24 protein-coding genes and 1 riboswitch are annotated in these 23340 nt (G+C 37.0%); of the genes, 8 read left to right on the forward strand and 16 right to left on the reverse strand.

Annotated elements, in window-relative coordinates:
- Positions 1-266 precede the first annotated feature (266 nt).
- A complete protein-coding gene (locus ACE199_RS08725) occupies positions 267-2360 on the forward strand; it encodes a peptidoglycan D,D-transpeptidase FtsI family protein (protein WP_375349429.1) in 2094 nt (697 codons plus the stop codon).
- Between the two features lie 305 nt (positions 2361-2665).
- Here ACE199_RS08725 and ACE199_RS08730 read toward each other — a convergent pair whose 3' ends face one another.
- Positions 2666-3538, reverse strand: coding sequence for a YitT family protein (locus tag ACE199_RS08730; protein ID WP_127759217.1), 873 nt, complete (start codon positions 3536-3538; stop codon positions 2666-2668).
- Between the two features lie 482 nt (positions 3539-4020).
- Between ACE199_RS08730 and ACE199_RS08735 the strand changes: the two genes are divergently transcribed.
- Positions 4021-4806: a TIGR00266 family protein gene (locus tag ACE199_RS08735; RefSeq protein ID WP_375349400.1), complete on the forward strand. Its 786-nt coding sequence runs from the start codon at positions 4021-4023 to the stop codon at positions 4804-4806.
- A gap of 38 nt (positions 4807-4844) precedes the next feature.
- On the opposite strand, the gene ACE199_RS08740 is transcribed toward ACE199_RS08735, so the two are convergent.
- The 8 genes from ACE199_RS08740 to sigY all read right to left on the reverse strand — a co-directional run bounded on the left by ACE199_RS08740 (position 4845) and on the right by sigY (position 8800).
- Positions 4845-5387: a glutathione peroxidase gene (locus ACE199_RS08740; RefSeq protein WP_375349401.1), complete on the reverse strand. Its 543-nt coding sequence runs from the start codon at positions 5385-5387 to the stop codon at positions 4845-4847.
- A 107-nt stretch (positions 5388-5494) separates the two neighbouring features.
- The gene (locus ACE199_RS08745; protein WP_375349430.1) at positions 5495-6256 is read right to left on the reverse strand and encodes an ABC transporter permease; all 762 of its coding nucleotides are present in this window, start codon (positions 6254-6256) and stop codon (positions 5495-5497) included.
- Positions 6257-6263: 7 nt separating this feature from the next.
- Positions 6264-7172: an ABC transporter ATP-binding protein gene (locus tag ACE199_RS08750; protein ID WP_375349402.1), complete on the reverse strand. Its 909-nt coding sequence runs from the start codon at positions 7170-7172 to the stop codon at positions 6264-6266.
- Positions 7173-7188: 16 nt separating this feature from the next.
- Positions 7189-7389, reverse strand: a complete 201-nt coding sequence (locus ACE199_RS08755; protein ID WP_375349403.1) for a PLD nuclease N-terminal domain-containing protein — start codon at positions 7387-7389, stop codon at positions 7189-7191.
- 34 nt (positions 7390-7423) lie between these two features.
- Positions 7424-7738, reverse strand: a complete 315-nt coding sequence (locus ACE199_RS08760; protein ID WP_375349404.1) for a YbjQ family protein — start codon at positions 7736-7738, stop codon at positions 7424-7426.
- Positions 7719-7937: a sigmaY antisigma factor component gene (locus tag ACE199_RS08765; protein ID WP_252293168.1), complete on the reverse strand. Its 219-nt coding sequence runs from the start codon at positions 7935-7937 to the stop codon at positions 7719-7721. The genes ACE199_RS08760 and ACE199_RS08765 overlap by 20 nt, the downstream gene beginning before the upstream one ends.
- Positions 7930-8283 (reverse strand): YxlC family protein, encoded by a 354-nt coding sequence (locus ACE199_RS08770; RefSeq protein WP_375349405.1) that lies wholly within the window; start codon positions 8281-8283, stop codon positions 7930-7932. The genes ACE199_RS08765 and ACE199_RS08770 overlap by 8 nt, the downstream gene beginning before the upstream one ends.
- Positions 8237-8800: an RNA polymerase sigma factor SigY gene (sigY, locus tag ACE199_RS08775; protein WP_252293164.1), complete on the reverse strand. Its 564-nt coding sequence runs from the start codon at positions 8798-8800 to the stop codon at positions 8237-8239. The genes ACE199_RS08770 and sigY overlap by 47 nt, the downstream gene beginning before the upstream one ends.
- Before the next feature lie 218 nt (positions 8801-9018).
- On the opposite strand from sigY, the gene guaC reads away from it, so the two are divergent.
- The gene (gene guaC, locus ACE199_RS08780) at positions 9019-10002 is read left to right on the forward strand and encodes a GMP reductase (protein ID WP_375349406.1); all 984 of its coding nucleotides are present in this window, start codon (positions 9019-9021) and stop codon (positions 10000-10002) included.
- A gap of 208 nt (positions 10003-10210) precedes the next feature.
- Here the strand turns inward: guaC and thiT are convergent, their stop codons facing one another.
- Complete coding sequence (gene thiT / locus ACE199_RS08785; RefSeq protein WP_252293160.1) at positions 10211-10786, reverse strand: energy-coupled thiamine transporter ThiT; 576 nt, start codon at positions 10784-10786, stop codon at positions 10211-10213.
- 105 nt (positions 10787-10891) lie between these two features.
- Positions 10892-10994, reverse strand: a riboswitch (TPP riboswitch).
- Between the two features lie 233 nt (positions 10995-11227).
- Here thiT and ACE199_RS08790 point away from each other — a divergent pair.
- From ACE199_RS08790 to ACE199_RS08800, 3 genes are all read left to right on the forward strand, one after another.
- The gene (locus tag ACE199_RS08790; RefSeq protein WP_375349407.1) at positions 11228-12106 is read left to right on the forward strand and encodes a cation diffusion facilitator family transporter; all 879 of its coding nucleotides are present in this window, start codon (positions 11228-11230) and stop codon (positions 12104-12106) included.
- A 377-nt stretch (positions 12107-12483) separates the two neighbouring features.
- On the forward strand, positions 12484-13560 hold the full coding sequence (locus tag ACE199_RS08795; protein WP_375349408.1) for an ATP-binding protein: 1077 nt from the start codon (positions 12484-12486) through the stop codon (positions 13558-13560).
- A 279-nt stretch (positions 13561-13839) separates the two neighbouring features.
- Positions 13840-15171: a hemolysin family protein gene (locus ACE199_RS08800; RefSeq protein ID WP_375349409.1), complete on the forward strand. Its 1332-nt coding sequence runs from the start codon at positions 13840-13842 to the stop codon at positions 15169-15171.
- 106 nt (positions 15172-15277) lie between these two features.
- Here ACE199_RS08800 and uptA read toward each other — a convergent pair whose 3' ends face one another.
- The 3 genes from uptA to ACE199_RS08815 form a co-directional block, all read right to left on the reverse strand.
- Positions 15278-15910 (reverse strand): undecaprenyl phosphate transporter UptA, encoded by a 633-nt coding sequence (gene uptA / locus ACE199_RS08805; protein ID WP_375349410.1) that lies wholly within the window; start codon positions 15908-15910, stop codon positions 15278-15280.
- Between the two features lie 113 nt (positions 15911-16023).
- The gene (locus ACE199_RS08810) at positions 16024-16743 is read right to left on the reverse strand and encodes a FixH family protein (RefSeq protein WP_375349411.1); all 720 of its coding nucleotides are present in this window, start codon (positions 16741-16743) and stop codon (positions 16024-16026) included.
- Between the two features lie 107 nt (positions 16744-16850).
- On the reverse strand, positions 16851-17495 hold the full coding sequence (locus ACE199_RS08815; protein ID WP_375349412.1) for a YitT family protein: 645 nt from the start codon (positions 17493-17495) through the stop codon (positions 16851-16853).
- A gap of 498 nt (positions 17496-17993) precedes the next feature.
- Between ACE199_RS08815 and ACE199_RS08820 the strand changes: the two genes are divergently transcribed.
- Complete coding sequence (locus ACE199_RS08820) at positions 17994-19355, forward strand: hemolysin family protein (protein WP_127759184.1); 1362 nt, start codon at positions 17994-17996, stop codon at positions 19353-19355.
- A 324-nt stretch (positions 19356-19679) separates the two neighbouring features.
- Here the strand turns inward: ACE199_RS08820 and ytvI are convergent, their stop codons facing one another.
- The 3 genes from ytvI to ACE199_RS08835 form a co-directional block, all read right to left on the reverse strand.
- Positions 19680-20723 carry a sporulation integral membrane protein YtvI gene (gene ytvI / locus ACE199_RS08825; RefSeq protein ID WP_375349413.1) on the reverse strand — a complete coding sequence of 348 codons (1044 nt, stop codon included), beginning with the start codon at positions 20721-20723 and terminating at the stop codon, positions 19680-19682.
- 216 nt (positions 20724-20939) lie between these two features.
- Complete coding sequence (locus tag ACE199_RS08830) at positions 20940-21071, reverse strand: DUF6254 family protein (RefSeq protein WP_252293144.1); 132 nt, start codon at positions 21069-21071, stop codon at positions 20940-20942.
- Positions 21072-21137: 66 nt separating this feature from the next.
- Positions 21138-22163: an NAD(P)H-dependent flavin oxidoreductase gene (locus tag ACE199_RS08835; RefSeq protein WP_375349414.1), complete on the reverse strand. Its 1026-nt coding sequence runs from the start codon at positions 22161-22163 to the stop codon at positions 21138-21140.
- 160 nt (positions 22164-22323) lie between these two features.
- Here ACE199_RS08835 and trhO point away from each other — a divergent pair, with 160 nt between their 5' ends.
- Positions 22324-23280 (forward strand): oxygen-dependent tRNA uridine(34) hydroxylase TrhO, encoded by a 957-nt coding sequence (gene trhO, locus ACE199_RS08840; protein ID WP_375349431.1) that lies wholly within the window; start codon positions 22324-22326, stop codon positions 23278-23280.
- Positions 23281-23340: the final 60 nt, after the last annotated feature.

A 23340-nucleotide genomic window follows, 5' to 3' on the forward strand; every position in this document is an offset into this window, starting at 1 on the left:
ATTACTAAAGCAAAAATAGTACTTATGACTTAATTTATTTCATACCCCCTACTTAATATGCAGATTAATACAAATCCCTTACTTTTTAATAGTTTTATATACCCATCTTTTACATCGATTCACTTTTAAAAAGAGACTTAAGCACACTCAAACTTTTTCTCTTCTAAACTGACTTATTGTAAAACTCCTGTAATTTTTGCAAAACCATAGAAATAAAAGTGAATTTTCTATATCATGGAACTAACGATATTTGTAAGGAATGATGAATATTGAATAAAGGGAAAAAGAAAAAGAAAAAAAGGAGAACCGTCTCTCTTCGATTGAATTTTCTATTTTTTATCGTTTTTTTATTATTTTCTGGTTTAATCATCAAGCTTGGAGTCGTACAAATTGTATACGGTGATGAATATTTACGCGAAGTTGAACGAACGGAAAATGATACTATTAGCACACCGGTTCCTCGCGGCAAAATGTATGACCGATACTTCAATCCAATTGTGGATAATAAGCCGCTTAAGGCGATTACTTATACGAAGTATCCGAATACTAAATCAAATGAAATGCTCGAAACAGCAGAGAAGCTTGCTACATTAATTGAGCAAAATACGGAAAAAATTACGGAACGGGATAAAAAAGATTTTTGGCTTTTAACACATCAGAAAGAAGCAGAAGCTCTCATTACTGATAAAGATTTAGAACTAGTTAAAAACCATAAATTAGAAGAAAAAGATTTATATAAACTTCAGTTAGAGAGAATTAAAGAAACAGAGTTGGATAAATTCACAGCTGATGAGCTTGAAATATTAGCTATTTTCCGTGAATTCAACAGCGGCTACGCTCTCACCCCTTCTATTGTGAAAAATAAAGACGTAACAGAGCAAGAATTCGCAAGAGTGAGTGAACGACTAGACTCCCTGCCTGGCGTAGGTGTTACAACTGACTGGGAAAGAGACTATCCTTATGACGAAACGTTGCGCTCTGTTATTGGGAAAGTATCTTCTTCTGACGAAGGTCTCCCACGCGACAATATCGACTATTACTTAGCACGGGGATACAGCCGTAACGATCGTGTTGGGCTTAGTTATCTAGAGAAACAATATGAAGATATTCTTCATGGGAAGAAAGCGAAGATGGAAGCCGTATTACGACAAGGAGAAGTCGTCGATACAAAACCACTTTCCGAAGGAGAACGAGGCAAAGACTTAGTTTTAACAATCGATATGGAGCTGCAATTAGCTGTTGAAGAAATTATCGAAACAGAATTACGAAGAACAAAAGCAAAAGGAAATACATACTTACTAGATCGAGCATTCGTTGTGTTGATGGACCCGAATACAGGGGAAGTATTAACAATGGCAGGAAAGCAATATGTACGAAACAGCGAAACTGGAGCCATGGAAATTAAAGACTTTGCACTAGGAAATATTACAACGTCCTATACGATGGGGTCATCTGTCAAAGGAGCAACCGTCTACACAGGCTTTCAACTAGGAGCCATTTCTCCAGGAACAACATTCTATGATACAAAGATGCGTATTGGCAGAACGTTAAAAGGTTCCTATGCGAATTTAGGTCCTGTCAGTGATATTACAGCTTTAAAGAAATCATCCAACGTATACATGTTCCAAACAGCGATTAAAATTGGCGGCGGAAACTATGTTCCAGGTCAAGCCTTGCGAATAAATCCAAATGCCTTTTCCGTTATGCGAAATCATTATGCCCAATTCGGTCTTGGCGTACGAACTGGTATCGACCTTCCAAACGAAACACCTGGAGCAAGAGGACCAGATACTCTTCCTGGTTTATTACTAGACTTATCAATCGGACAATACGATACCTATACTCCGATGCAATTAGCTCAATATGTTTCCACGATTGCAAATGGCGGGAAGCGTCTGCAGCCGCAAATCGTGAAAGAAATTCACGAGCCTAGTAATGAAGAAACGATTGGACCAGTCTTTCAACAAATTCAGCCGAAAGTATTAAACGATTTGAACGGCCAGGAAGTATGGATTGATCGTGTACAAGAAGGATTCCGCCAAGTCGCTCAAGAAGCCGGTGGAACAGCTGCTAAGTATTTCATGGGAAAATCATATAGACCAGCTGCTAAAACAGGAACAGCAGAAGCTTTCTATGACGGACCGCGTAAAAATGAGTTCAGCGGGCTAGTACCAACGACTAATTTAACACTCGTTGGTTATGCTCCTCATAATAATCCAGAAATCGCTATGTCTATCGTTGTACCTTGGGCCTATCAAAGCGGCGGCTCTGACGACATTAATAAACGAATCGGCCAGCAAGCTTTAGATACGTATTTTAAATTAAAAGAAGAACGAGCATCTGGTAAAAAAAGCGAATAGAAGAAGTTCACGGCGTTAAAATGCAGAACATAAAAAACATACTAATAGCAAGAGGCCGTCCCCAAAAGTCATAAAAAATGGCTTTCAGGACAGCCTCTTCGCTTAAATGGACAGTTATCATATTTATTTTTTTAGATATATCTATCTTAAATCAATAAATATTTTGTTAAAACTCATAAATTTTATGAGCCTATGCATCTCTAATAAGGAAAAAGGGACTTGCCGCAGCAAGTCCCTTTTAATCCATTCATATATGTAACAGCGTCACGTTAATGACTTTAGTTGTTCTATTTTCACGTATGTAATTAATGAATATCCTGCTTTTTGAAGTTGCCTCCCCTAACTTCTGCTACGTCATATACCGTAACAAAGGCAGTAGGGTCAATTTCACGAATGATTTCTTTCATTTTGCTTTCTTCTAAACGGTTAATCACACAAGTGATTTCTTTAAATTGTTCGTTTGAATAGCCGCCCTCAGCCAGTTTATACGTTGCCCCGCGACCTAAGCGATCACGAATTGTCTCTACCATTAATTCAGGTTGATTTGTAATAATGTTAAAGGTTTTAGAACCGCTTAACCCTTCTTCAACGATGTGAATGACTTTAGAAGCAATAAAGTAAGCGATTGCCGATAAGATAGCGCCTTGAAGACCGAATATCGTGGAAACAACAATAAAGACAAATATGTTTAAGAATAAGATGAGATCACTTGTTCCAAAAGGTAATTTTCGAGAAAGTAATACGGCTAACATGTCAATTCCATCTAATGCACCGCCGTTTCGTAATGCTAGCCCCATTCCAAAACCGATGATAATACCACCCACAACGGTTACTAACAATGTATCACCTTGAATAATAGTTGGTACATGATGCATAAGAATAGTGCCGACTGCTAGTGAAGCAATACCGATAACCGAATAAATAGCAAAGCTTTTCCCAATTTGTTTATATCCTAAAAATACGAATGGAATATTCAATACTGCAATTAGAAGTCCCAGAGGTAATCCAATTAATTGTGAACCAACGATACTTAGACCTGTCACACCACCGTCTGATACGTTGTTTGGGATTAATACCGCTTCTAGTCCATATGCTGTTGTAAAGGCCCCAATAATAACCATTAATGCGCGTAAAACCGCCTTAAGTTTACGGGGTTTTTGCTTTGTAATTGCACTCATTTTAATGTCCTCGTTTCAAACTTTTTTCGTTTTTACACTTTTTTTAAGCATTTATGTAATCACACTTTAACCTTTTAGCCCCTTTCCAAGCTTAATTATATTCGTATCTTATTTTTTTGGCAAAGCACTTTTGAAAGCTTGAAGAACAATGTAGTTTATGTTTATCTTCTTGCTTCTGTTATAGGACGTTGTTGATTTTGCCTGCTCTCCTACTCTTTTTACCCCAATACAATAAGAATGAGACTGTCCCCGAAGTCATGAAGGATATCATTCTAGAAATCCAGCCTGGCAATGTCCCTCATCAAGGTCATGAAGGACATCAGCCTAGAATCTAGCCACGAACATGGCCTTCATCAGAGTGATGAGTGAAACCTCTATCGGTAGAGCCACCACTTAAAAAAGCAATTTTTGTAAAAAACATTCGCACATTTATTCAACCTCTTTTACAATGAAAGAAGACGTATAAAAATGGAGGTAGTCGGATGAATAATCATGAAATTGATTACAAAATTTTTGGCGATGATATGCAATTTGTTGAAGTAGAATTAGATCCGAAAGAAACAGTCGTTGCCGAAGCTGGAAGCTTTATGATGATGGATGGGAACATTAAGATGGAAACCGTGTTTGGTGATGGGGCAGCGGGAAGCAGTGGAATCATGGGCAAACTGTTTGGTGCGGGTAAACGTATCCTAACCGGGGAAAGTTTGTTTATGACGACTTTTACAAACGAAGGAACGGGCAAAAGTCATGTGTCATTCGCTTCTCCTTATCCGGGAAAAATCATTCCAATGGACTTAAGTGAATTAGGCGGCAAAATTATTTGTCAAAAGGATTCTTTCCTTGCAGCAGCCAAAGGGGTTTCAATTGGGATTGAGTTTCAACGTAAACTGGGAGCCGGATTCTTCGGTGGTGAAGGGTTTATTATGCAAAAGCTTGAAGGCGATGGCATGGCCTTCGTTCATGCTGGGGGCACTATTCACGAAAAACAACTGGCTCCGGGCGAAATGTTGCGCGTTGATACAGGATGCTTAGTCGCTATGACGAGCGGTGTGAATTATGATATTGAATTTGTTAAAGGAGTGAAAACAGCCTTGTTCGGCGGTGAAGGCTTGTTCTTCGCTACATTGCGTGGCCCTGGTAAAGTGTGGATTCAATCCCTTCCATTCAGCCGTCTATCAAGCCGCGTTTTTGCAGCAATGCCGCATAATGGCGGTTCTTCTGACGAAGGAAGCGTTGTAAAAGGAATCTTTAATTTATTTGAGAAATAAAAAAAGGACTGTCGAGCTTTCGACAGTCTTTTTTCCGCTTATAATAACTTTTCAATATCCCCTTCCATATCAAGGGGGCTATCCGTTGATTCAAATCGCTTTACCACATTTCCGTCGCGGTCGATTAAAAACTTGGTGAAATTCCACTTAATAGAATCTCCAGGCAATAACTCAGGATATTCCTGCTCTAATCTTGCTTTCAACAGTTTCGCATTGAAACTGTTTGTTAAACCTTCAAACGGCGCTACTGAAGTTAAATATTTAAACAAAGGATGAGCACCTTCTCCTCTTACTTCCACCTTACTGAATAACGGAAAAGAAACACCGTAGTTCAACTGACAAAAAGCTTCTACTTCTTCATTTTCCCCTGGTTCCTGTTCTCCAAATTGATTGCAAGGGAATCCAAGAATCGTTAATCCTTTATTCTCATATCGTTTATACAGTTTCTGTAAATCCTCATATTGCGGAGTAAATCCGCATTTACTAGCAGTATTTACAATAACCAGTACCATTCCTTTATATTGCTCCAAAGATACTTCCTGCCCATTCATTCTTCTAGCTGAAAAACTGCAAATACTCATGCCATTCCTCCTAGTTGTATATGGAACAATTATATAAAATTTATAAATAAACCAAAAGGAATGTGCATAAATACCTATTTAAAATATAAAAATATCTCATTATAATCTTAAATTTCCTGTTTTCTAAATACATATGTGCCTAACAACAACAAAACGGAAATTAGACATAAGGTGCTAAACAAAGGAACCATAATTTCATACGAATCTCCATTTATTACTTGATTTGCATTTTGTATCAGATTATAAGGTGAAATAGATTGAAGCGAATCATGCAAATATTGAGGAACTTTTGTAATCACAAGATACGTAACAAACGCAAGCAAACCACCTGATACAGAATTTTTTACAAAAGAAGAAAAAAAGATTGAAAGCGTAATAACAAATAATAAAATAGGTAGATACAACAAGGTGCCCAGAGCAACGTCTTCCCAAATTAGTTTTTCCTCGAAAAGATAATTCGTATAATAACTTGTTATTGTCATTCCAATTAAAAAGCTTACACTAGCTAATAAGGAATAAGTGAACCATTTAGATAGAAAGTAGACATTTCGGCCGACCGGCTTAACTAAAACCATCGGTGCAATTGATTTATCTCTTTCACCAGAAATGGTTCCCATCGAAATAAGAATAAGAATTAATACACCCATCATTTCAAAATTCAAAAAGACGTTCGCCATAATTTCATGTGCAGTAGGCATCGGTATATCCACAGTAGCCCCTTTTGGTAATTCCCTCTCTAACAAGGTAGGAAGAAGCTTGATTGAAATTGGATACGTAATCATCAAAATAATCGATACAATCGGTACAATTAACAATTTATGTGAGCTTACTAATTCATTCATTTCTTTTTTTAATAACGTATAAAACATAGACACATTAACTCACCAACCTTAAATAAATATCCTCTAATGACGCAGTTTCAATTCGATAATTAATTAACGTCAAATTTTGATTCGTGATAAGTTTTGGTAACTGTCTTTTAGCCATCTCTAGTTCTTTCACTGTCACTTGGTATTCATTAAGATTCATTCGAACCGTTTCAATCCACTCTTGATTATTTAAAATGTGAAGAAACTCATGATTCGTCTCTAGCAGTTCAAATGTAATAATCGGGTGTGAATGCCTATTTTTTAATTCTGCTAAACTCGATGTAATCAGGATGTTCCCTTTATCAATAACCGTAATATGATCCGCCACTTTTTCGACATCTTCTAGAATATGACTAGACATAAAAATCGTCATATCTCTCTTTAGTTTTGAAATCATCTGTAATACTTCATAGCGTCCAACAGGGTCTAAAGCCGAAACAGGTTCATCTAAAATAAGCACTTTCGGTTGATTAATTAACGCTTGAGCCAAACCAAGGCGTTGTTTCATTCCTCCACTATATTCTCCAATTTTCCGATTTCGTGCTTCCCATATTCCACAATCTTTTAATAATGATTCCGTTCGCTCCGCAATCACTTCTTTAGACAAACCAAATAATTCTCCAACCCAATACACCCACTGTTTTCCAGTCATATGGTCAAAGAAAGCAGGATGTTGCGGAAGATATCCAAGAAGATGAGCAATCTTATCTTTTTCTTTCACAACATCAACACCTGCTACCTTTATTTCTCCAGATGTCGGTTTAGCGAGCCCCGCGAGCATTCTTAAAGTTGTCGTTTTCCCCGCACCATTTCCCCCTAAAAAACCGAAACAACCAAATTGATTGATATCTAAATTAATGCCTTTCACAGCGGTTGATGATTGAAAAGTTTTCACTAAATCTTTACAATAAATCATAAAAAAATTCCCCCATCTACCCTTTTTTCTTTCCAATCACTAAATACATAATTGGACCGATTATATTAATAAACAAAATTACTAATACCCAAATGAGCTTACTTTCTCCTTGTAAAGTCGATACGTCCCGTTTCGCTACATCTAGTAAAGTAATAATGATTAAAATAAGCTGCAGCATGACTAATGGCAAAATTAACATAAAATCAAATGTTTCCATATGTCTCCACCCTTTCAAGCTTCATAAAGAACGCCTATTCCACATAAACAGCCGTACCATACGCAATAATCTCACATGCATTTTGCATGATCGATGAAGTTTCTAATCGAACGGCAATAATCGCATTAGCCCCTTTTTCCTTTGCATCTTCTGTCATCCTGCCAATAGCCTTCTGCCGCGCCTCTGTCATCATTTCTGTATATTCGTCAATTTCACCACCAACAATCGTTCTAAGGCCTGCCAGAATATCCTTTCCAATATGTTTAGACTGGACACAGTTCCCTCGAACGAATCCCTTTAATTCTGTAATTTCTTTTCCAGGTACAAAATCAGTAGTCACGATAATCATTTAATTCATCCTCCTCTTTTTTTCGCGAACGTTTAACTAATAAATAAAAGATAAGCGGCATAGGTGTTTGAATTAACCCAATAATGCCCCAAAACCAATAGTTCATTCCATTTTTTCTAGCGTCCGTAAACAAATAAATACTTTGAATGAGCAGCAGCAGGGCAACTATAGGCAGTATATATAAATCGACTTTACTCATGATGTACCCGCTCCTTTCTCTTCCTAAATTCATACCCTGTATAGCCAACTAAAGAAATGACAGTCATAACTTGTAAAAAGACAAATACATAGGGCTGTTGAAAAAACGCTGTAAACATCAGGCTAAGGATAATGATGGCTATCGTACTAAACAGGAGAAGATCCTGACGCCACTTTTTCCGTATTTGCTTTTTTTGTTCTGCAATTTTTTGTTCAAAAAAATTGACATCTGGAGTTGTAAATGAAAAGGATTGCTCTAATTTTTCAAAACTATGATTCATAGATTGTACAAACTCTGCTTCAGTTTTGCTCGACTGTTTTTCCGACGGGATATTGTCCTTTGTCATCTTCATTTAACTCCTTTCTCACCATTTGAATTCCTTTATGAACACGGGACTTTACCGTTCCTTCTGCTATTTGCAGCATAGCGGCAATTTCTTCGTACGAATACCCATAGTAATGTTTTAGCAAAATGGGGATTCGAAAATCATCCTTTAACTTTCCTAATGACTCTAACATCATGTGCCAATCTTCATTAACGGATTGTGCCTGCCACCGAATCATCCTTAACGCTTGCTCCTGCTTTTGCCACGATTGTTCTCGTTTTTGCCTTCGTTTTTGATCGATATATAAGCGTGTGGCAATGGAGATCAGCCATGTTGAAAACTTCGATTTTCCATTGAACTTCGCTACATGTTCAATCGCTTTTGCCATCGTATCTTGCGCTAGATCTTCTGCCTGCTCAAGGCTATATGTTAACTTAATTAAATAATGAACAAGAAACGAATAATTTTGTTGAAACAACTGAGCTAATGCGTACTCATCTCCCTTTTTTGCAGCAGTAACCCACTCTCTTTCTTCCATGCTCTCCCTCCCTCCGCCGCTTCGATTTATTATTATGACGTTTTGCTTTCCAATTTCGTTCACTCGATTTTAAAAAAATTTTTAAATCAGAAAAAACACTAAGCGAAATCTTATAGTATAAAAAGCTTTGACAAACTGATAATAATGATGTAAATTACCCATTGGACGAACATTTTTATTTAGCATTAATTAAATATTCGTATTTAGAGGTGTAAAACATGGATAATGTGTTTGATTATGAAGATATTCAATTAATTCCGGCAAGATGTATAGTACAGAGCCGTTCTGAATGTGATACAACGGTAACTTTAGGGAAACATACATTTAAGTTACCTGTAGTACCTGCCAATATGCAGACTATTATAGATGAAAAGATTGCTATTTACTTAGCAGAAAATGGCTACTTTTATGTGATGCATCGCTTCGAACCAGAGAAGCGAGTATCTTTTATTAAAGATATGCAATCACGAGGATTAATCGCATCGATTAGCGTTGGAGTTAAAGATGAAGAGTATGAATTTATCCAACAATTAGCAGAGGAACAGCTTGTACCTGAATACATTACAATTGATATTGCACACGGTCATTCGAATGCAGTCATAGAGATGATTCAACATATTAAAAAATACTTACCTGATAGTTTTGTGATTGCTGGAAATGTAGGCACTCCAGAAGCCGTAAGAGAATTAGAGCATGCTGGTGCGGATGCGACAAAAGTAGGCATCGGGCCAGGAAAGGTATGTATTACAAAAATTAAAACCGGATTTGGAACAGGTGGTTGGCAATTAGCTGCACTGCGTTGGTGTGCAAAGGCAGCAAGCAAGCCGATTATTGCTGACGGAGGAATTCGTACACACGGCGATATCGCTAAATCGATTAGATTTGGTGCAACTATGGTCATGATTGGTTCATTATTTGCTGGACATGAAGAATCACCAGGAGAAACGTTTGAGAAAGATGGAAAACTCTATAAAGAATACTTTGGTTCTGCTTCAGAATTTCAAAAAGGCGAAAAGAAAAACGTAGAAGGCAAGAAAATGTTCGTCGAGCACAAAGGTTCTTTGCAAGATACATTAACAGAAATGGAGCAAGATCTTCAGTCCTCTATCTCTTATGCAGGTGGAAATAAGTTAGAAGCAATCCGCAATGTAGATTACGTTATCGTTAAAAACTCTATCTTTAACGGTGATAAAGTGTATTAAAAGCTTTTAAGCACCCTGGATAGTCAACCATATCCATAGGATTTTTTCATACCAAGCTGAGCGAGAGACTTTCATACTTGCTCAGCTTTTTTCATAGATTAATTTACGGCTCATTTAAGCCGCAAATCAAATGGAACAACCATATTCACGAACACTTAAAAATTAAACGATAGAAAAAGCCGGACCTATAACAGATCCGACTGAAGATTTAATACGCTTTTCTCATTAATACATTTCTTGCCGTTGAATAAAGCATGGCCACGATAATAGCAGATAGTACAAAGCATCCTAGCATATACGTACCATTATAAACGAGCGAGTAAAGCGCGACTGGTTGGCCTGGCGGCGCATACTCTCCATAAAGAATAATACCAGAAGCAAAATGACATAAAAATCGTAAAAAGCTTCCTAACAACACTCCGCTTATAATGTAAAAGTTAGCTTTCGAATAGTTTCCTTCCCTTAAGCTCACATTTACCTTATTCACATATACACCAGCGAACCCTACGACTCCAAAAGCTAAGAAATAATCTATAATCCATGAAGCAAAATGATAAGGAATGGCTCCCGTTATAATTTGCAATCCTCCTAATAAAACTCCAGTAAGGACTCCGCCTTTAACTCCCCAACGAAAGGCCATTAAAAAAACAGGAACCATCGCAAGGGAAATAGAACCTCCTTGCGGCCAAAACCTTCCCATAATCGCACCTGATACAAAATCAAGCAGCAACGCCAAAGCCGCAAAAATAGCTACTTCCACTAAAAATAGTGTTTTGTTATTCATTGTACTTCCTCCTTCTCCTAATTAGAGAAGCGAGATGAGCTGCCCGAATTGCTTTTTCCAAACAAAAAAGCAATACTAGGGCGGTAATGGATGGCCCGTATTGCTTTATATCCAAAACCACATCCCTACGCTAGCATTAACTAACAGGTTCATAGGGTCAGAACTCATTCGCTCACTCTCAGCCTCTTCGGCTCCCCTTGTGGACGTATTTAATTTTTATCCTAGGTTAGAATATACTACTAGTTTGCTCATAAAACAAGTACTAATCTTCTCTTCCTTCCTAATTAAGGATGTATTTTTAGCTGTGACCAACTTATTTTTGGCCCTACAATACAAATGCAAAGATACAATTTAAATGGATGAAGGAGACATTGTTTCTATAGACCCACTACGGTTTCATCTGATATCGTTAATACGCAAGTTTGCAATGGGGGTACAATTATGCATACAGATCAAAATTCTATTTCAGCTGAAAGAGGGGCTTATATTAGCATCCTTGCTTACATATTTTTATCAGCCCTGAAATTAACGGTGGGCTATTTCGGTCACTCCAAAGGTTTATGGGCAGATGGATTAAATAATGCGACGGATATTGTCGCTTCGGTTGCCGTATTAATTGGATTAAAAATTTCAAAAATCCCGCCAGATAAAAATCATGCATATGGCCATTTGCGTGCAGAAACAATTGCTTCTTTAATCGCTGCTTTTATCATGATTACGGTCGGTATTGATGTCATTACCGGTGCTATTGAAGATTTTTTTACAGAAGATACGCAATCACCTAACATCTTGACAGCGGTTACAGCATTATTCTCCGCGGTATTTATGTACGTTATTTATCGTTATAATGCAGCGCTTAGTCGAAAAATAAATAGTGCTTCCATTTATGCGGTTGCACAAGATAATCGATCGGATGCGCTCGTTAGTGTAGGTGCTTTAGTTGGAATTTTAGGAACCTATATCGGCATCGCATGGCTCGATGGAGTCGCTGCTATCGTTGTCGGAATTATTATTTGTAAAACAGCTGTCGAGATTTTCCTAGACGCTTCCCACTCCTTAACAGATGGATTTGATGAAGAGTTATTACAAAAAATTGGCGTGACCATTTCAAAAACAGAAGGCGTTAAGGAAATGAGCGAAATTAAAGCTCGTATGCACGGAAATGAAATTCTTGTTGAAGCAACCGTTCATGTAAACCCGCTTTTAACGGTTATTGAAAGCCATGAAATCACGGTCAAAGTCGAACAAAACTTACTATCGGAACATAATGTTAAATATGCAATCATTCATATAGAACCTTATACGACTTCACAACAGTAACCAACAGCTATTTTGTTGGTTACTTTTTTATTGGCTCTATTATATGACTTTATTGATTACTGGCTTATTATTGAATACAGCCTTTTTACTAGTTATAAAGACACAAAAAAAACGTTTTTTTAGAATTTTTGCATAATTTTCTTTAGAAGTTAAAGGATTTTCGTTTCCTATTAGCGAAATAATTGGCTCTATTATATGACTTTGTTGATTACTGGCTTATTATTGAATACAGCCTTTTTACTAGTTATAAAGATACGAAAAATCGTTTTTTTTAGAATTTTTGCATAATTTTCTTTAGAAGTTAAAGGATTTTCGTTTCCTATTAGCGAAATAGGAATAATCAACGAAAAAATCTTTTCCTGTCAATGGAGGGCGAGATGCTATTTAATAACGCTACAGCAATTGATTTCTTAATGGATCATAAAGATCGTATTATTAGCCAGTGGACGCAATTCTCCCTTTCCGGAGAAAAAGTCGAACATTTTTTCAAACTATTTATAGAAAAAATGAAAAAGCAGCAATCAACGCTTGAAGAGTGTTTAGATTCATTATCGGAAAATATTGCGACAGAACAATTGCTTCAGATTATGAGTATGGAGGAATTCACTAAAACGATTACGGCTGGAAGATCCATTATGATAGAAGAAGTACTTACCTTACATTTAACACCCTGTGATTCACTTCGTCTCATTAACGAAATTAACCGTTCACTCGATCAATTGGTTCAACAGACCATTACTTATTACGCAAAATTACAAACAAAATCGCTAGAAGAACAGTACTATTTCATTAGTCAGACACATAAAGACCGCTTGACTCTGCTCGGTCAAATGACATCTAGCTTTGTTCATGAATTTAGAAATCCATTAACATCCATTATGGGATTTATCCAATTGCTACAATCGGAACATCCAGAAGTAAAATATTTAGATATTATCTCAAGTGAACTTAATCAACTAAACAGTCGAATCACACAATTTCTAAATTTATCAAAGAAAGAAAAAGCAAGTGAATATATTGATTCCTTTTCTATTTCAAAGCTTGTCGATGATGTTATTGAATTTCTTTATCCAAGCATATTAGATGCAAATGCTACCGTTTCGTATGCCATTCCAGACGATATAATGATTAGCGGCTCTAAGGAAGAAATACGTCAAGTATTGTTAAATATTATCTTAAACGCACTAGATGTCATTCCCACAACCTCTGTACCGACTATTACTATTTCTGGTACACAATCTAGAGAAGGATTACTCTTAACGATTGCTAATAACGGTCCAAAAATCCCAGACGATGTATTGCCAACTATTTTTGATCCTTTCGTCACCACCAAAACAAAAGGAACTGGACTTGGCTTATTTGTTTGTAAAGAAATTATTGAAAAACATGGCGGCTCTCTTACATGTAATTCTTCAAATTTCTTAACAACCTTTACGATTCATCTTCCTATTTGAAGGTGAATTTTTTTATGGGCATTATTTCATAGAAGGACACTATTAATTTTTTAATGGAATGAATCCTATTTCCGTATACTAATATTAACTTTCCATTAGGCTATGAATAAGATTTAACGAAGCTTTCAATTAAAATGAATAAGCGATAAAATAATAAATAGTTAGAACTACTTTCGTACCGTTATTGAGGCAGAGGTATGACTTTATAAATTTTATTGTATTTTGGGAGGTGACTGAGATCGATCAAACTCCATAGATTTGATTTGTATCTCGCACTAATTGGACACTTTTAATTTAATACTAGTTATTCTTTTAATTGCATTAACAGCTTTCTTCGTTGCTTCGGAATTTTCTATTATCCGAGTTCGCAGCTCTAGAATTGATCAGCTCATCGAAGAAGGAAATAAAAATGCAATGGCCGCAAAAAAAGTGATATCCAATCTGGATGAATATTTGTCGGCAACACAACTTGGGATTACCATTGCAGCTTTGGGATTAGGTTGGCTTGGTGAACCTACTGTTCTACATCTCATTAAACCTTGGTTTGATTTATTACATATTCCAGCTCAAGCAGCCGAAATTTTATCATTTATTATTGCCTTTTCGCTTATTACTTTTTTAAACGTTGTTGTAGGTGAATTAGCGCCAAAAACGGTCGCTATCCAAAAAGCAGAACAAGTGACGCTGCTGCTTGCTAAACCGTTACTATTCTTTCATAAAATTGCCTTTCCTTTTATTTGGCTGCTGAATCATTCAGCTCGTGCCGTAGTAAAAATGCTTGGATTTAAGCAAACGAATGAAAATGAAGCCCATTCTGAGGAAGAGTTACGATTTATCTTATCCGATAGTTATGAAAATGGAGAAATCAACCAGTCGGAATTCAAATATGTAAGTAATATCTTTGAGTTTGATGATCGTCTTGCCAAGGAAATTATGGTACCGCGAACAGAAATTTTGACCATTTCAAAGGACGAAATACTTGAAGATTTCGTCAACATGGCGAAGCAAGAACGGTATACACGCTATCCTGTTGTGGAAGGCGATAAAGACCATGTAATTGGCTTAGTTAACCTAAAAGAAGTGTTCGCTGATTTAATCAAAAAACAAGATAATCGCTTTAACAAAATTGAAACATATACTCGCCCTATCATCCGAGTAATGGAAAATATCCCGATTCATGATCTGCTGCTAAAAATGCAGAAAGAACGGATTCATATGGCTATTGTTATGGACGAATACGGCGGGACCGCTGGGCTTGTTACAGTGGAAGACATACTCGAAGAAATTGTCGGTGAAATTCGTGATGAGTTTGACAATGACGAAGTACCGTCTATACAAGTTCTTTCAGATGGACATTATATTCTTGATGCAAAATTACTCGTTAAGGAAGTCAATGATTTACTAGACCTAGAAATTGATGATGAAGATATCGATACGATTGGCGGCTGGATTTTAACAGAAAATTATGATGTATCTCTTGGTGATATCATTCAAAAACAAGATTTTGCTTTTAAAGTTATCGAAATGGAAGATCATACAATTAAATTTATTGAAGTACAGAAAGTGAAACAACCGATATTACAAGTAGACAATCAACTAGAAGAATCCTGACAAAAGGAGCTGTCTAAAAACGGACAGCTCCTTTGCTTGTTTCCTGGATTTTGTCCTTCATAACTCCTTTGAAGGATATTTTCACTTTTAGGAACCCCTTCTTCCTCTAGCTCTTCCGATTATAATCGTTCATTTTCTTCACGGTTATAATCGGAGGTGTGCGTTTCTGACTCCACATAATATATCCACTAATAAACAATACAGATAGGACAGTTAGCGGAATAATATATGGCGTCGCAAAACTTCTCACCTCTTGCCAATTTTCCCCAAGCAATTTCCCTAATAGCAAAAATAAAACGGTCCATGGAATAATTGCCGCAACAGTATAAATAAGGAACTTCCAATGAGACATTTTCGCAATGCCTGCCGGGATGGAAATGGCATGGCGCACAACAGGAATGAAGCGTGCCGTAAAAATTACCGCTACCCCATAACGCTCAAACCACTCCTCTGCCATCGTTATATGCTTTTCTTTAATCAATACATATTTACCATATTTCAATAAAAATGGCCTGCCTCCAAAATAACCGGCCCAATATAGAAAGAGCTGGGCTAATGTCCCCCCAATTACCCCTGCAATTAAAGCTCCACTAAAAGTCAATTGTCCAATTCCTACTAAATATCCACCGTACCCTAGTACTAACTCACTTGGGATGACTTCCACCATCAACCCTAACATAATGCCTATGTACCCTAAATCCGAAAAAAACTGCAAAGCTAACATAATCCATTCTGACATAATTAGCCCGTTCTCCCTTATTGTATTTTCGAAATCGCTCGTCCCTCTATTCATAATAGTTATTTCAACTTCACAAAAAAAAGACCAACTTTACAGTCAGTCTCTTCCCTGTCTTACTCCACTTCAATCGTTTGTAATTGATGCTCATGGAGCTCGCCTTTTTCCACATGTACTTGGATTTTATAAGTACCTTCCTCTTGGAAGGATACTTTATTTTGATATTTCCCGCTCTCTTTTTCAATCGCTTTAATAAAATGGCTTTCTTCGCTTCCCTCTTTCCAAACTTCAAAGCTCACATTCGCCGCTGTTAACGGTTTTCCATCTAAGATTATAGCTGCTTCCACATCAGACTTTTGTCCAGCTTTTGCCCGGTTATTAAAGAACTCAATAGAAAAGTCCGAACTTGGATGAGCCGATGTTTCTGAAGGCTTATGCTCTTCGATTACAAATTCTTTCTCTGGCATAACATGAAGACCCTTTGTCGTTACATGAGCGATTACAAAATATTTTCCGCTATCCGGAAACGTATGTAATACTTGATACTTACCTTCTCCAATATTTTTCGCACCTAACATCGTTCGCTCATCGCTTCCAGATTTTCGAATTTCAATAAGCACTTCATCCGCTTCCTGAATGACTTCCTTTCCTTGTTTCACTGAAGCCTCAATAATAATCTCCTTGCCTGCTACAAGATCGCCCACACTTGAAATTGAAGCGACTAACGGAGTAGTAACCGTACTATTTACTTCCTTCCCCTCTGGCATTTCTGTTTCTTGACATCCTGCTAATAGTACAAGTACGAGCAGTATACTAAACGCTGGTAATTTCTTCATCGCATAACTTCCTTTATGTTAAAATGAAATATAGTGGAATATTCGTCTTTACCAACCTCCCACTAAATTCCATATTTACCCAAAAGGGATGATTTTATACAAAAAAATCACCAGGACCTCCTCACCGTAATCGACGTCATAAAAGCTCCAGCAATAATGGTGAGCACAGAATAACAAAAGATGGTTACACCAACAATATTAATACCTGATACGAGTACACAACTATCTAGGAACAAAATAATTAACCCGACATTCCATCCGCTTTTTTTAGAAATAATGTGAGCCAGCATATCTGTTCCTCCTGTTGATGTTTCATAACGAAGCATAAGACCAATACCTAACCCAATTAATAAACCGCCTAATATAGCACTAAGCGCAATTGGCACCTTCCAATGTATAATAATGTTTGAACAAAGATCGATACACAAGGAAGAAACGAGTAAACCATTTAAACTGCGAAAGAGCCAACTCCTTTCAAAGAACCAAACATAGGCATAAAGGGGTGCACTAAGTAAAATAATGCTCAATCCAGCAGGAAGCTGAAAATAATAATGAATAATAAGCCCAAGTCCAATCAATCCGCCATCTAATAAATGATAAGGAACCAAAAAAAAGTTGATAGCAATTCCAAGAAGCAAGCTGCCAACAATCGTCGCCGCTACCTTTTCAATATATGATATATAAATCCCCCCATCATGAGCCCGTCCGTTTCTACACAATATGTCAGAAAGAATAAAAAAATTAATCTTCATGCTTCTATTTTTTTCAACGATACAGGAATGAATGAACAAGCAACCATATACTGTAAGTGACTATTTCAAAAAGAGGAAAAATTGACTGAATATTCTATAATATTAAGAGAGAAGTAAAGAAAACGGCTAAAAAACGCTAATATTCCTTTAAAACATTCATATATTAAGCAATAATCGTCAAATTAGCCCTTCTAGTCGGTTTGACGAAATTTATGACTGTTTCTATAATGAAGATATTTAATTAATTAGAATTCGAGGTGATTGGATGGGGCATTAAAGGATATTCGTAGTGACGAGCGGATACTACGTATTCCGATGCAAAAGTGTATACGGAAGAAGCTACTAATCTTACAGCACTTATTCACGGAAAAAGTTCTTGTAGCTCCCGTCTCGTCGTAATCCAGCATCACATATTTAATGAACAAAAATTCAGTATATTTTAAAAATCTAGGAGGTGGACTCCTGATTCGCCTTAAAGGCGAGTTAAGGGAGACTTATTTGGACATAATAAACTTGGTTTTGATTGCCATTCTAATTGCTTTGACAGCATTTTTTGTAGCTTCAGAGTTTGCAATTGTTAAAGTAAGGAGTACAAGAATTGACCAATTAATTGAAGAAGGAAAAGCGAATGCCATTCAGGCAAAACGAGTAACCTCTAATTTGGATGAGTATTTATCCACCTGTCAGCTTGGTATTACGATTACCGCACTTGGTCTTGGTTGGCTGGGAGAACCGACTGTTGAAAGAATTTTAGGACCGCTTCTAACTCAACTTCATATCCCTAATTCTGTTGCTCATATTTTATCAATTATCATTGCCTTTTCCCTTATTACCTTTATTCACGTAGTTGTCGGAGAATTGGCACCAAAAACGTTAGCGATCCAAAAAGCCGAGCAAGTAACTTTACTCGTATCGAAACCATTAATTTGGTTTAACAAAATCATGTACCCATTTATTTGGATACTGAATGGAAGCGCGCGAATGCTTACAAGAATGTTTGGTTTAAAAGCTGTATCTGAACATGATATCGCTCATACAGAAGAAGAGCTTCGTATTATCGTTTCAGAAAGTTATAAGAGTGGTGAAATTAACCAATCTGAGTTTAAATATGTAAACAAAATTTTCGAATTCGATGATCGGATTGCAAAAGAAATCATGGTACCTCGTACAGAGATTGCCACATTATCTAAAACAGATACGATTCAACAATTTTTTGAAGTTTTATCAGAAGAGAAATACACACGTTATCCTGTTATTGATGGGGATAAAGACCATGTCATCGGGATGGTCAACATGAAAGAACTATTTACGCAAATGATTGATAAGAGCAACCAGTCAACTCAAACGATTGAACAGTATATTCGTCCAATCATTCGAGTGATCGATAGCATCCCTATTCATGACTTATTAGTCAAAATGCAGAAAGAACGAATTCATATGGCTATTTTAATGGATGAATATGGCGGTACATCAGGACTCGTTACAGTTGAAGATATTCTAGAAGAGATTGTCGGCGATATTCGCGACGAATTCGACTTAGACGAGGTTCCAGATATTCGTAAACTCAAAGACGATCACTATATCATCGATGCAAAAGTATTAATTAGCGAGATCAATGATTTACTCAAAATTGATATTGATGATGAAGATATCGATACAATGGGCGGCTGGATTTTAACGGAGAACTATGAATCTAAGCAAGGCGATGTTCTCAAGTATGGTGATTATCATTTTAAAATAAAAGAAATGGAAGATCATCATATTCACTATATTGAAATTTACAAACCAGCTACAGTCATTACGGAAGTGGCAGAGGTGAAGGATTTCCCAATCATCTCCAAAACAGAGATTGTTTCATAAACACAAAAACCCCGCACTTTTATAAGCGCGGGGTTTTTGTTGTGCTCATTTCTGCTCTATTGCACATATACTATAATTTAACAGATATCTTTATTCATCCTAAATTATTGTAATTAAGTATAATTATTCCCTTCTTGCTCGATACTGTTAGTAAAAACGACTTCAAGGAGGTAGAAACATGAAAGTCATCTCAATCTGTCAACACTGCAAAGGAAGAGGAAAAAAGAAATTTCTCCAATTCTTCTCACGCAGTTGTTCCCACTGTCAGGGAAAAGGCAAAAAGGTAAAAAACATAAACGACGTTAATCAAAAGTTTAAAAGCTTCTAAAGTTTAAAATTAGGCTTAATTACCCCTACCTTTTTTAATGTTTCATAGACAATCACTAAAGCGGGACCAACAAAAAGCCCAATAAATCCGAGCAGCTTAAATCCTAAATATAAACTGATTAAAGCGGCTAACGGTGTTAATCCCATATTAGCCGAATAAACTTTTGGTTCGACCGTTCTTCTCACTATTGTAATGACAAGAAAGAGAAGCAATAAACCAATTGCCAAATGCTGATTCCCTTGAAAGAAAACGATGATTGCCCATGGCACAAGCACGGAACCTGTTCCTAGAATAGGCAAAATATCCACAATAACAATTAACAAAGTAAGTAATAAGGTATAAGGAACGTTTAATAACCATAAGCCTGCGTACGCCATAACAAACGTAAGTAAACTAAGCAACACCTGTGCTTTCAAAAAACCAACGGCTGCTATACTTAAATCTTGATACACGAAAGAAATCTTTTGGTAAGTGGAATCTCTAAAAAACTGTTTCACCCTTTCCCTGATAACCGGCAGTTCTAAACAAATTAAAAACACGGCAATTAAATAAATTAACAAATCAATAAATAAAGCCGGCACTGATGTAACAAACTGAACCGTTCCTTGTACAAAGTTTTGCGTAAAGCCTTCTAACGAACGAATTCCTCTTTCCATTGCATTTTCAATAGACCAAATCGTATCAGCCGGAAGAGTTTTGGAATATTGCTCCCACTGTTTAATGAATGGGAGCATCACCGTTTGATACAACTCTCTCGCAATATCTGGCACCTTTTCCGAAACAGTAATCATTTGCCTCGTTAGAACAGAGATTAACAGAAAAGTTAAAGTCGTTAAACTCCCCACATACAAAACGAATACAATAAAAACTGCCCATAACCGTTTCATCGAAAAACTTTTACACAACCAATCTACAATCCCATTTAATAAAAGCGCTGTAAACAAAGCTAAAATTAATGCCCATGAATACGGTATTAACCAGAATAAAAGGAGAAGAAATCCTATCCTCCACATCCAAAGAATCCATATAGAACGATTCACTTTAACACTCCTCTATTTAGCCATCCCTTCTTATATGTATGTGAGGAAGTCCAGTATCTTTCGTCATCCTTTTGTTTTATATTCAAATAAGGTTTTGTTGCTGACCAACAAAACCTTACTTCTTTTTAATCACACAAATAAACATGCCATTCTATACCGTATAGAATGGCATGTTTATCGTTTAATTAATATTTTCAAATTCCTGCGGAAATCATGTTATTCCTTATTAGCTTCACTTTTTAATGTCCCCTCAGCTAATTGCTCAAAAGAGTTAACTTTTCCATGAGGATTTTGCGATTGTTTTCTTTTTGTCCACTGTCTTTCTTGTTGTCGTTTGGATTGCGTCATAACTATAAAAACCCCTTTACGTAAATGTAATCAATAATAGATTAACCTTAGGGGCTATTTTCATGCCTAAAATTTTAAATTAGCCATCTGTACGATTTCTCGAACGACTTCTCCTGCTGGCAGCTCCTTGGCTAGTCTATGCCCCTGCCCTGCCCACAATGCCATAAGCTCTGGTTCATTTTTTTGCCCGGCTACCTTTCGCATCGTCTTCGTCATATGGTGAAGATGTGGATAAGCCGCTGGCGCTTCAGCACTATAAGTTGTTAAAAAATAATTGACTAACCCGCGTGCACGTCGGCCGCTAAAAGCACGTGTCAAAGCAGTTTTTTCAAATCGAGAATCAACGAGTGCTGCTTTATGAACAGAACTCGCTCCACTCTCTGGACAACGAAGAAAAGCGGTTCCTAATTGAGCGGCCGTTGCACCTGCTGTTAGTACCGCGGCAACGTCTTTCCCATTCATAATTCCACCTGCTGCAATAATCGGCAGGTCTATTTCTTGTTGGATTAGGCGAATTAATACGAGTAGCCCATAGTCTTCTTCTGTTTCATTCTTAAAAGAACCACGATGACCCCCTGCCTCTATTCCTTGTACACAAACGGCATTCGCTCCTCGCTCTTGCGCAATTTTTGCTTCCTCTACATTTGTAACGGTCACGATAACAATTGAGCCTGCCTGTTGGAGTTCACGAATGACTTCTTCCGCTGGGCACCCAAATGTAAAGCTGACAACCGGTACTTTTTCTTCTTTTAAAACAGCTATTTTTTGACTCCACTCATCATCATCACTGTATGCTTCTCCAATGGTTGTTTCAATCTTTAAAGCTTCTTGTTCAATTTTTTGCCGATACTCCGCTAAAACGCCTTCATCCACTGATTCATCGCTTGGGACAAATACATTTACACCGAAAGGCTTTTCTGTCATTTGTCTGGTTTGGACAATTTCTTTTCGCACATCTTCGGCTGTTTTATAACCAGCAGCTAGAAAACCTAAGCCCCCTGCATTTGATACTGCAGCGGCTAATACAGGATTGGATGCTCCTCCTGCCATTGGAGCTTGAATAATCGGATATTTCACTAAGTTTTGTAACATTTCCTTCACCTCTTGGTCACTTTTTGGAAAATAAGCTGTTTTCTTATCTTTTACGCAATAATTTGATACAATAATGGTCTGTAAGAGAAATGTTTTAAATAGATCATCTGCCTAAATACATTATACCTTGCAAATATAACCAATAGGTGGTAAAAAAATGATGACAGAAAATAAACCATACAGAGTATTACTGTATTATAAGTATGTAACGATTGAAAATCCTGAGGAATATGCGGCTGAACATCGAGCATTTTGTATCCAGCACGGGTTAAAAGGCCGTATTTTAATTGCGAAGGAAGGAATCAATGGTACTGTTTCTGGTACAGTTGAACAAACAAATCAATATATTGAAATGATGAAAAACGATCCGCGATTTGCGGATATGGTTTACAAAATAGACGAAGCAGATGAGCATGCTTTCCCTAAAATGAAAGTTCGCGCTCGTCCAGAACTTGTTACACTTCGCTTAGAAGATGATATTAACCCGAATGAGCTAACAGGCCGCCATTTAAGTCCAAAAGAATTTTTTGAAGAAATGCAGGATGAAAATACAGTTGTACTCGATGCTCGTAATGACTATGAATATGACTTAGGTCATTTCCGCGGAGCAATTAAACCAGATATTTTAAACTTCCGTGATTTACCGCAATGGGTACGTGACAATAAAGAAATGTTTGAAGGAAAAAGAGTGTTAACCTATTGCACAGGCGGTATTCGCTGCGAAAAATTCTCAGGCTGGCTCGTTCGTGAAGGTTTTAAAGATGTTGGTCAACTGCACGGCGGAATCGCTACGTATGGGAAAGACCCTGAAGTAAAAGGTGAGCTTTGGGACGGACAAATGTATGTATTTGATGAAAGAATCTCTGTTCCAATTAATCAAAAAGAGCACGTCATTGTTGGTCGCGACTATTTTACTGGCGAACCTTGTGAACGCTATGTAAACTGTGCAAACCCAGAATGTAATAAGAAAATCTTAGCGAGCGAGGAAAGTGAACATAAGCACCTGCGCAGCTGTTCTCATGAATGCCGCGTGCATCCACGCAACCGCTATGTAGCTGAGCATAACTTAACTGAAGAAGAAGTGGCAGAAAGACTACAACAATTAGTAACTCAATAACTCATCAATCGGTGCAACGAACGATTTTTAGTTCATTGCACCGATTTTTCTTTGCTTATC

Source organism: Peribacillus sp. Hz7 (assembly GCF_042136355.1).
Classification (GTDB): Bacteria; Bacillota; Bacilli; order Bacillales; family DSM-1321; genus Peribacillus; species Peribacillus asahii_A.

Coding starts and splice junctions, on each gene's coding strand:
- ACE199_RS08730 (WP_127759217.1), bottom strand. CDS start 3,538: ATGAGTGCAATTACAAAGCAAAAACCCCGTAAACTTAAGGCGGTTTTA.
- ACE199_RS08735 (WP_375349400.1), top strand. CDS start 4,021: ATGAATAATCATGAAATTGATTACAAAATTTTTGGCGATGATATGCAA.
- ACE199_RS08740 (WP_375349401.1), bottom strand. CDS start 5,387: ATGAGTATTTGCAGTTTTTCAGCTAGAAGAATGAATGGGCAGGAAGTA.
- ACE199_RS08745 (WP_375349430.1), bottom strand. CDS start 6,256: ATGTTTTATACGTTATTAAAAAAAGAAATGAATGAATTAGTAAGCTCA.
- ACE199_RS08750 (WP_375349402.1), bottom strand. CDS start 7,172: ATGATTTATTGTAAAGATTTAGTGAAAACTTTTCAATCATCAACCGCT.
- ACE199_RS08755 (WP_375349403.1), bottom strand. CDS start 7,389: ATGGAAACATTTGATTTTATGTTAATTTTGCCATTAGTCATGCTGCAG.
- ACE199_RS08760 (WP_375349404.1), bottom strand. CDS start 7,738: ATGATTATCGTGACTACTGATTTTGTACCTGGAAAAGAAATTACAGAA.
- ACE199_RS08765 (WP_252293168.1), bottom strand. CDS start 7,937: ATGAGTAAAGTCGATTTATATATACTGCCTATAGTTGCCCTGCTGCTG.
- ACE199_RS08770 (WP_375349405.1), bottom strand. CDS start 8,283: ATGACAAAGGACAATATCCCGTCGGAAAAACAGTCGAGCAAAACTGAA.
- sigY (WP_252293164.1), bottom strand. CDS start 8,800: ATGGAAGAAAGAGAGTGGGTTACTGCTGCAAAAAAGGGAGATGAGTAC.
- guaC (WP_375349406.1), top strand. CDS start 9,019: ATGGATAATGTGTTTGATTATGAAGATATTCAATTAATTCCGGCAAGA.
- thiT (WP_252293160.1), bottom strand. CDS start 10,786: ATGAATAACAAAACACTATTTTTAGTGGAAGTAGCTATTTTTGCGGCT.
- ACE199_RS08790 (WP_375349407.1), top strand. CDS start 11,228: ATGCATACAGATCAAAATTCTATTTCAGCTGAAAGAGGGGCTTATATT.
- ACE199_RS08795 (WP_375349408.1), top strand. CDS start 12,484: ATGCTATTTAATAACGCTACAGCAATTGATTTCTTAATGGATCATAAA.
- uptA (WP_375349410.1), bottom strand. CDS start 15,910: ATGTCAGAATGGATTATGTTAGCTTTGCAGTTTTTTTCGGATTTAGGG.
- ACE199_RS08810 (WP_375349411.1), bottom strand. CDS start 16,743: ATGAAGAAATTACCAGCGTTTAGTATACTGCTCGTACTTGTACTATTA.
- ACE199_RS08815 (WP_375349412.1), bottom strand. CDS start 17,495: ATGAAGATTAATTTTTTTATTCTTTCTGACATATTGTGTAGAAACGGA.
- ACE199_RS08830 (WP_252293144.1), bottom strand. CDS start 21,071: ATGACGCAATCCAAACGACAACAAGAAAGACAGTGGACAAAAAGAAAA.
- ACE199_RS08835 (WP_375349414.1), bottom strand. CDS start 22,163: ATGTTACAAAACTTAGTGAAATATCCGATTATTCAAGCTCCAATGGCA.
- trhO (WP_375349431.1), top strand. CDS start 22,324: ATGACAGAAAATAAACCATACAGAGTATTACTGTATTATAAGTATGTA.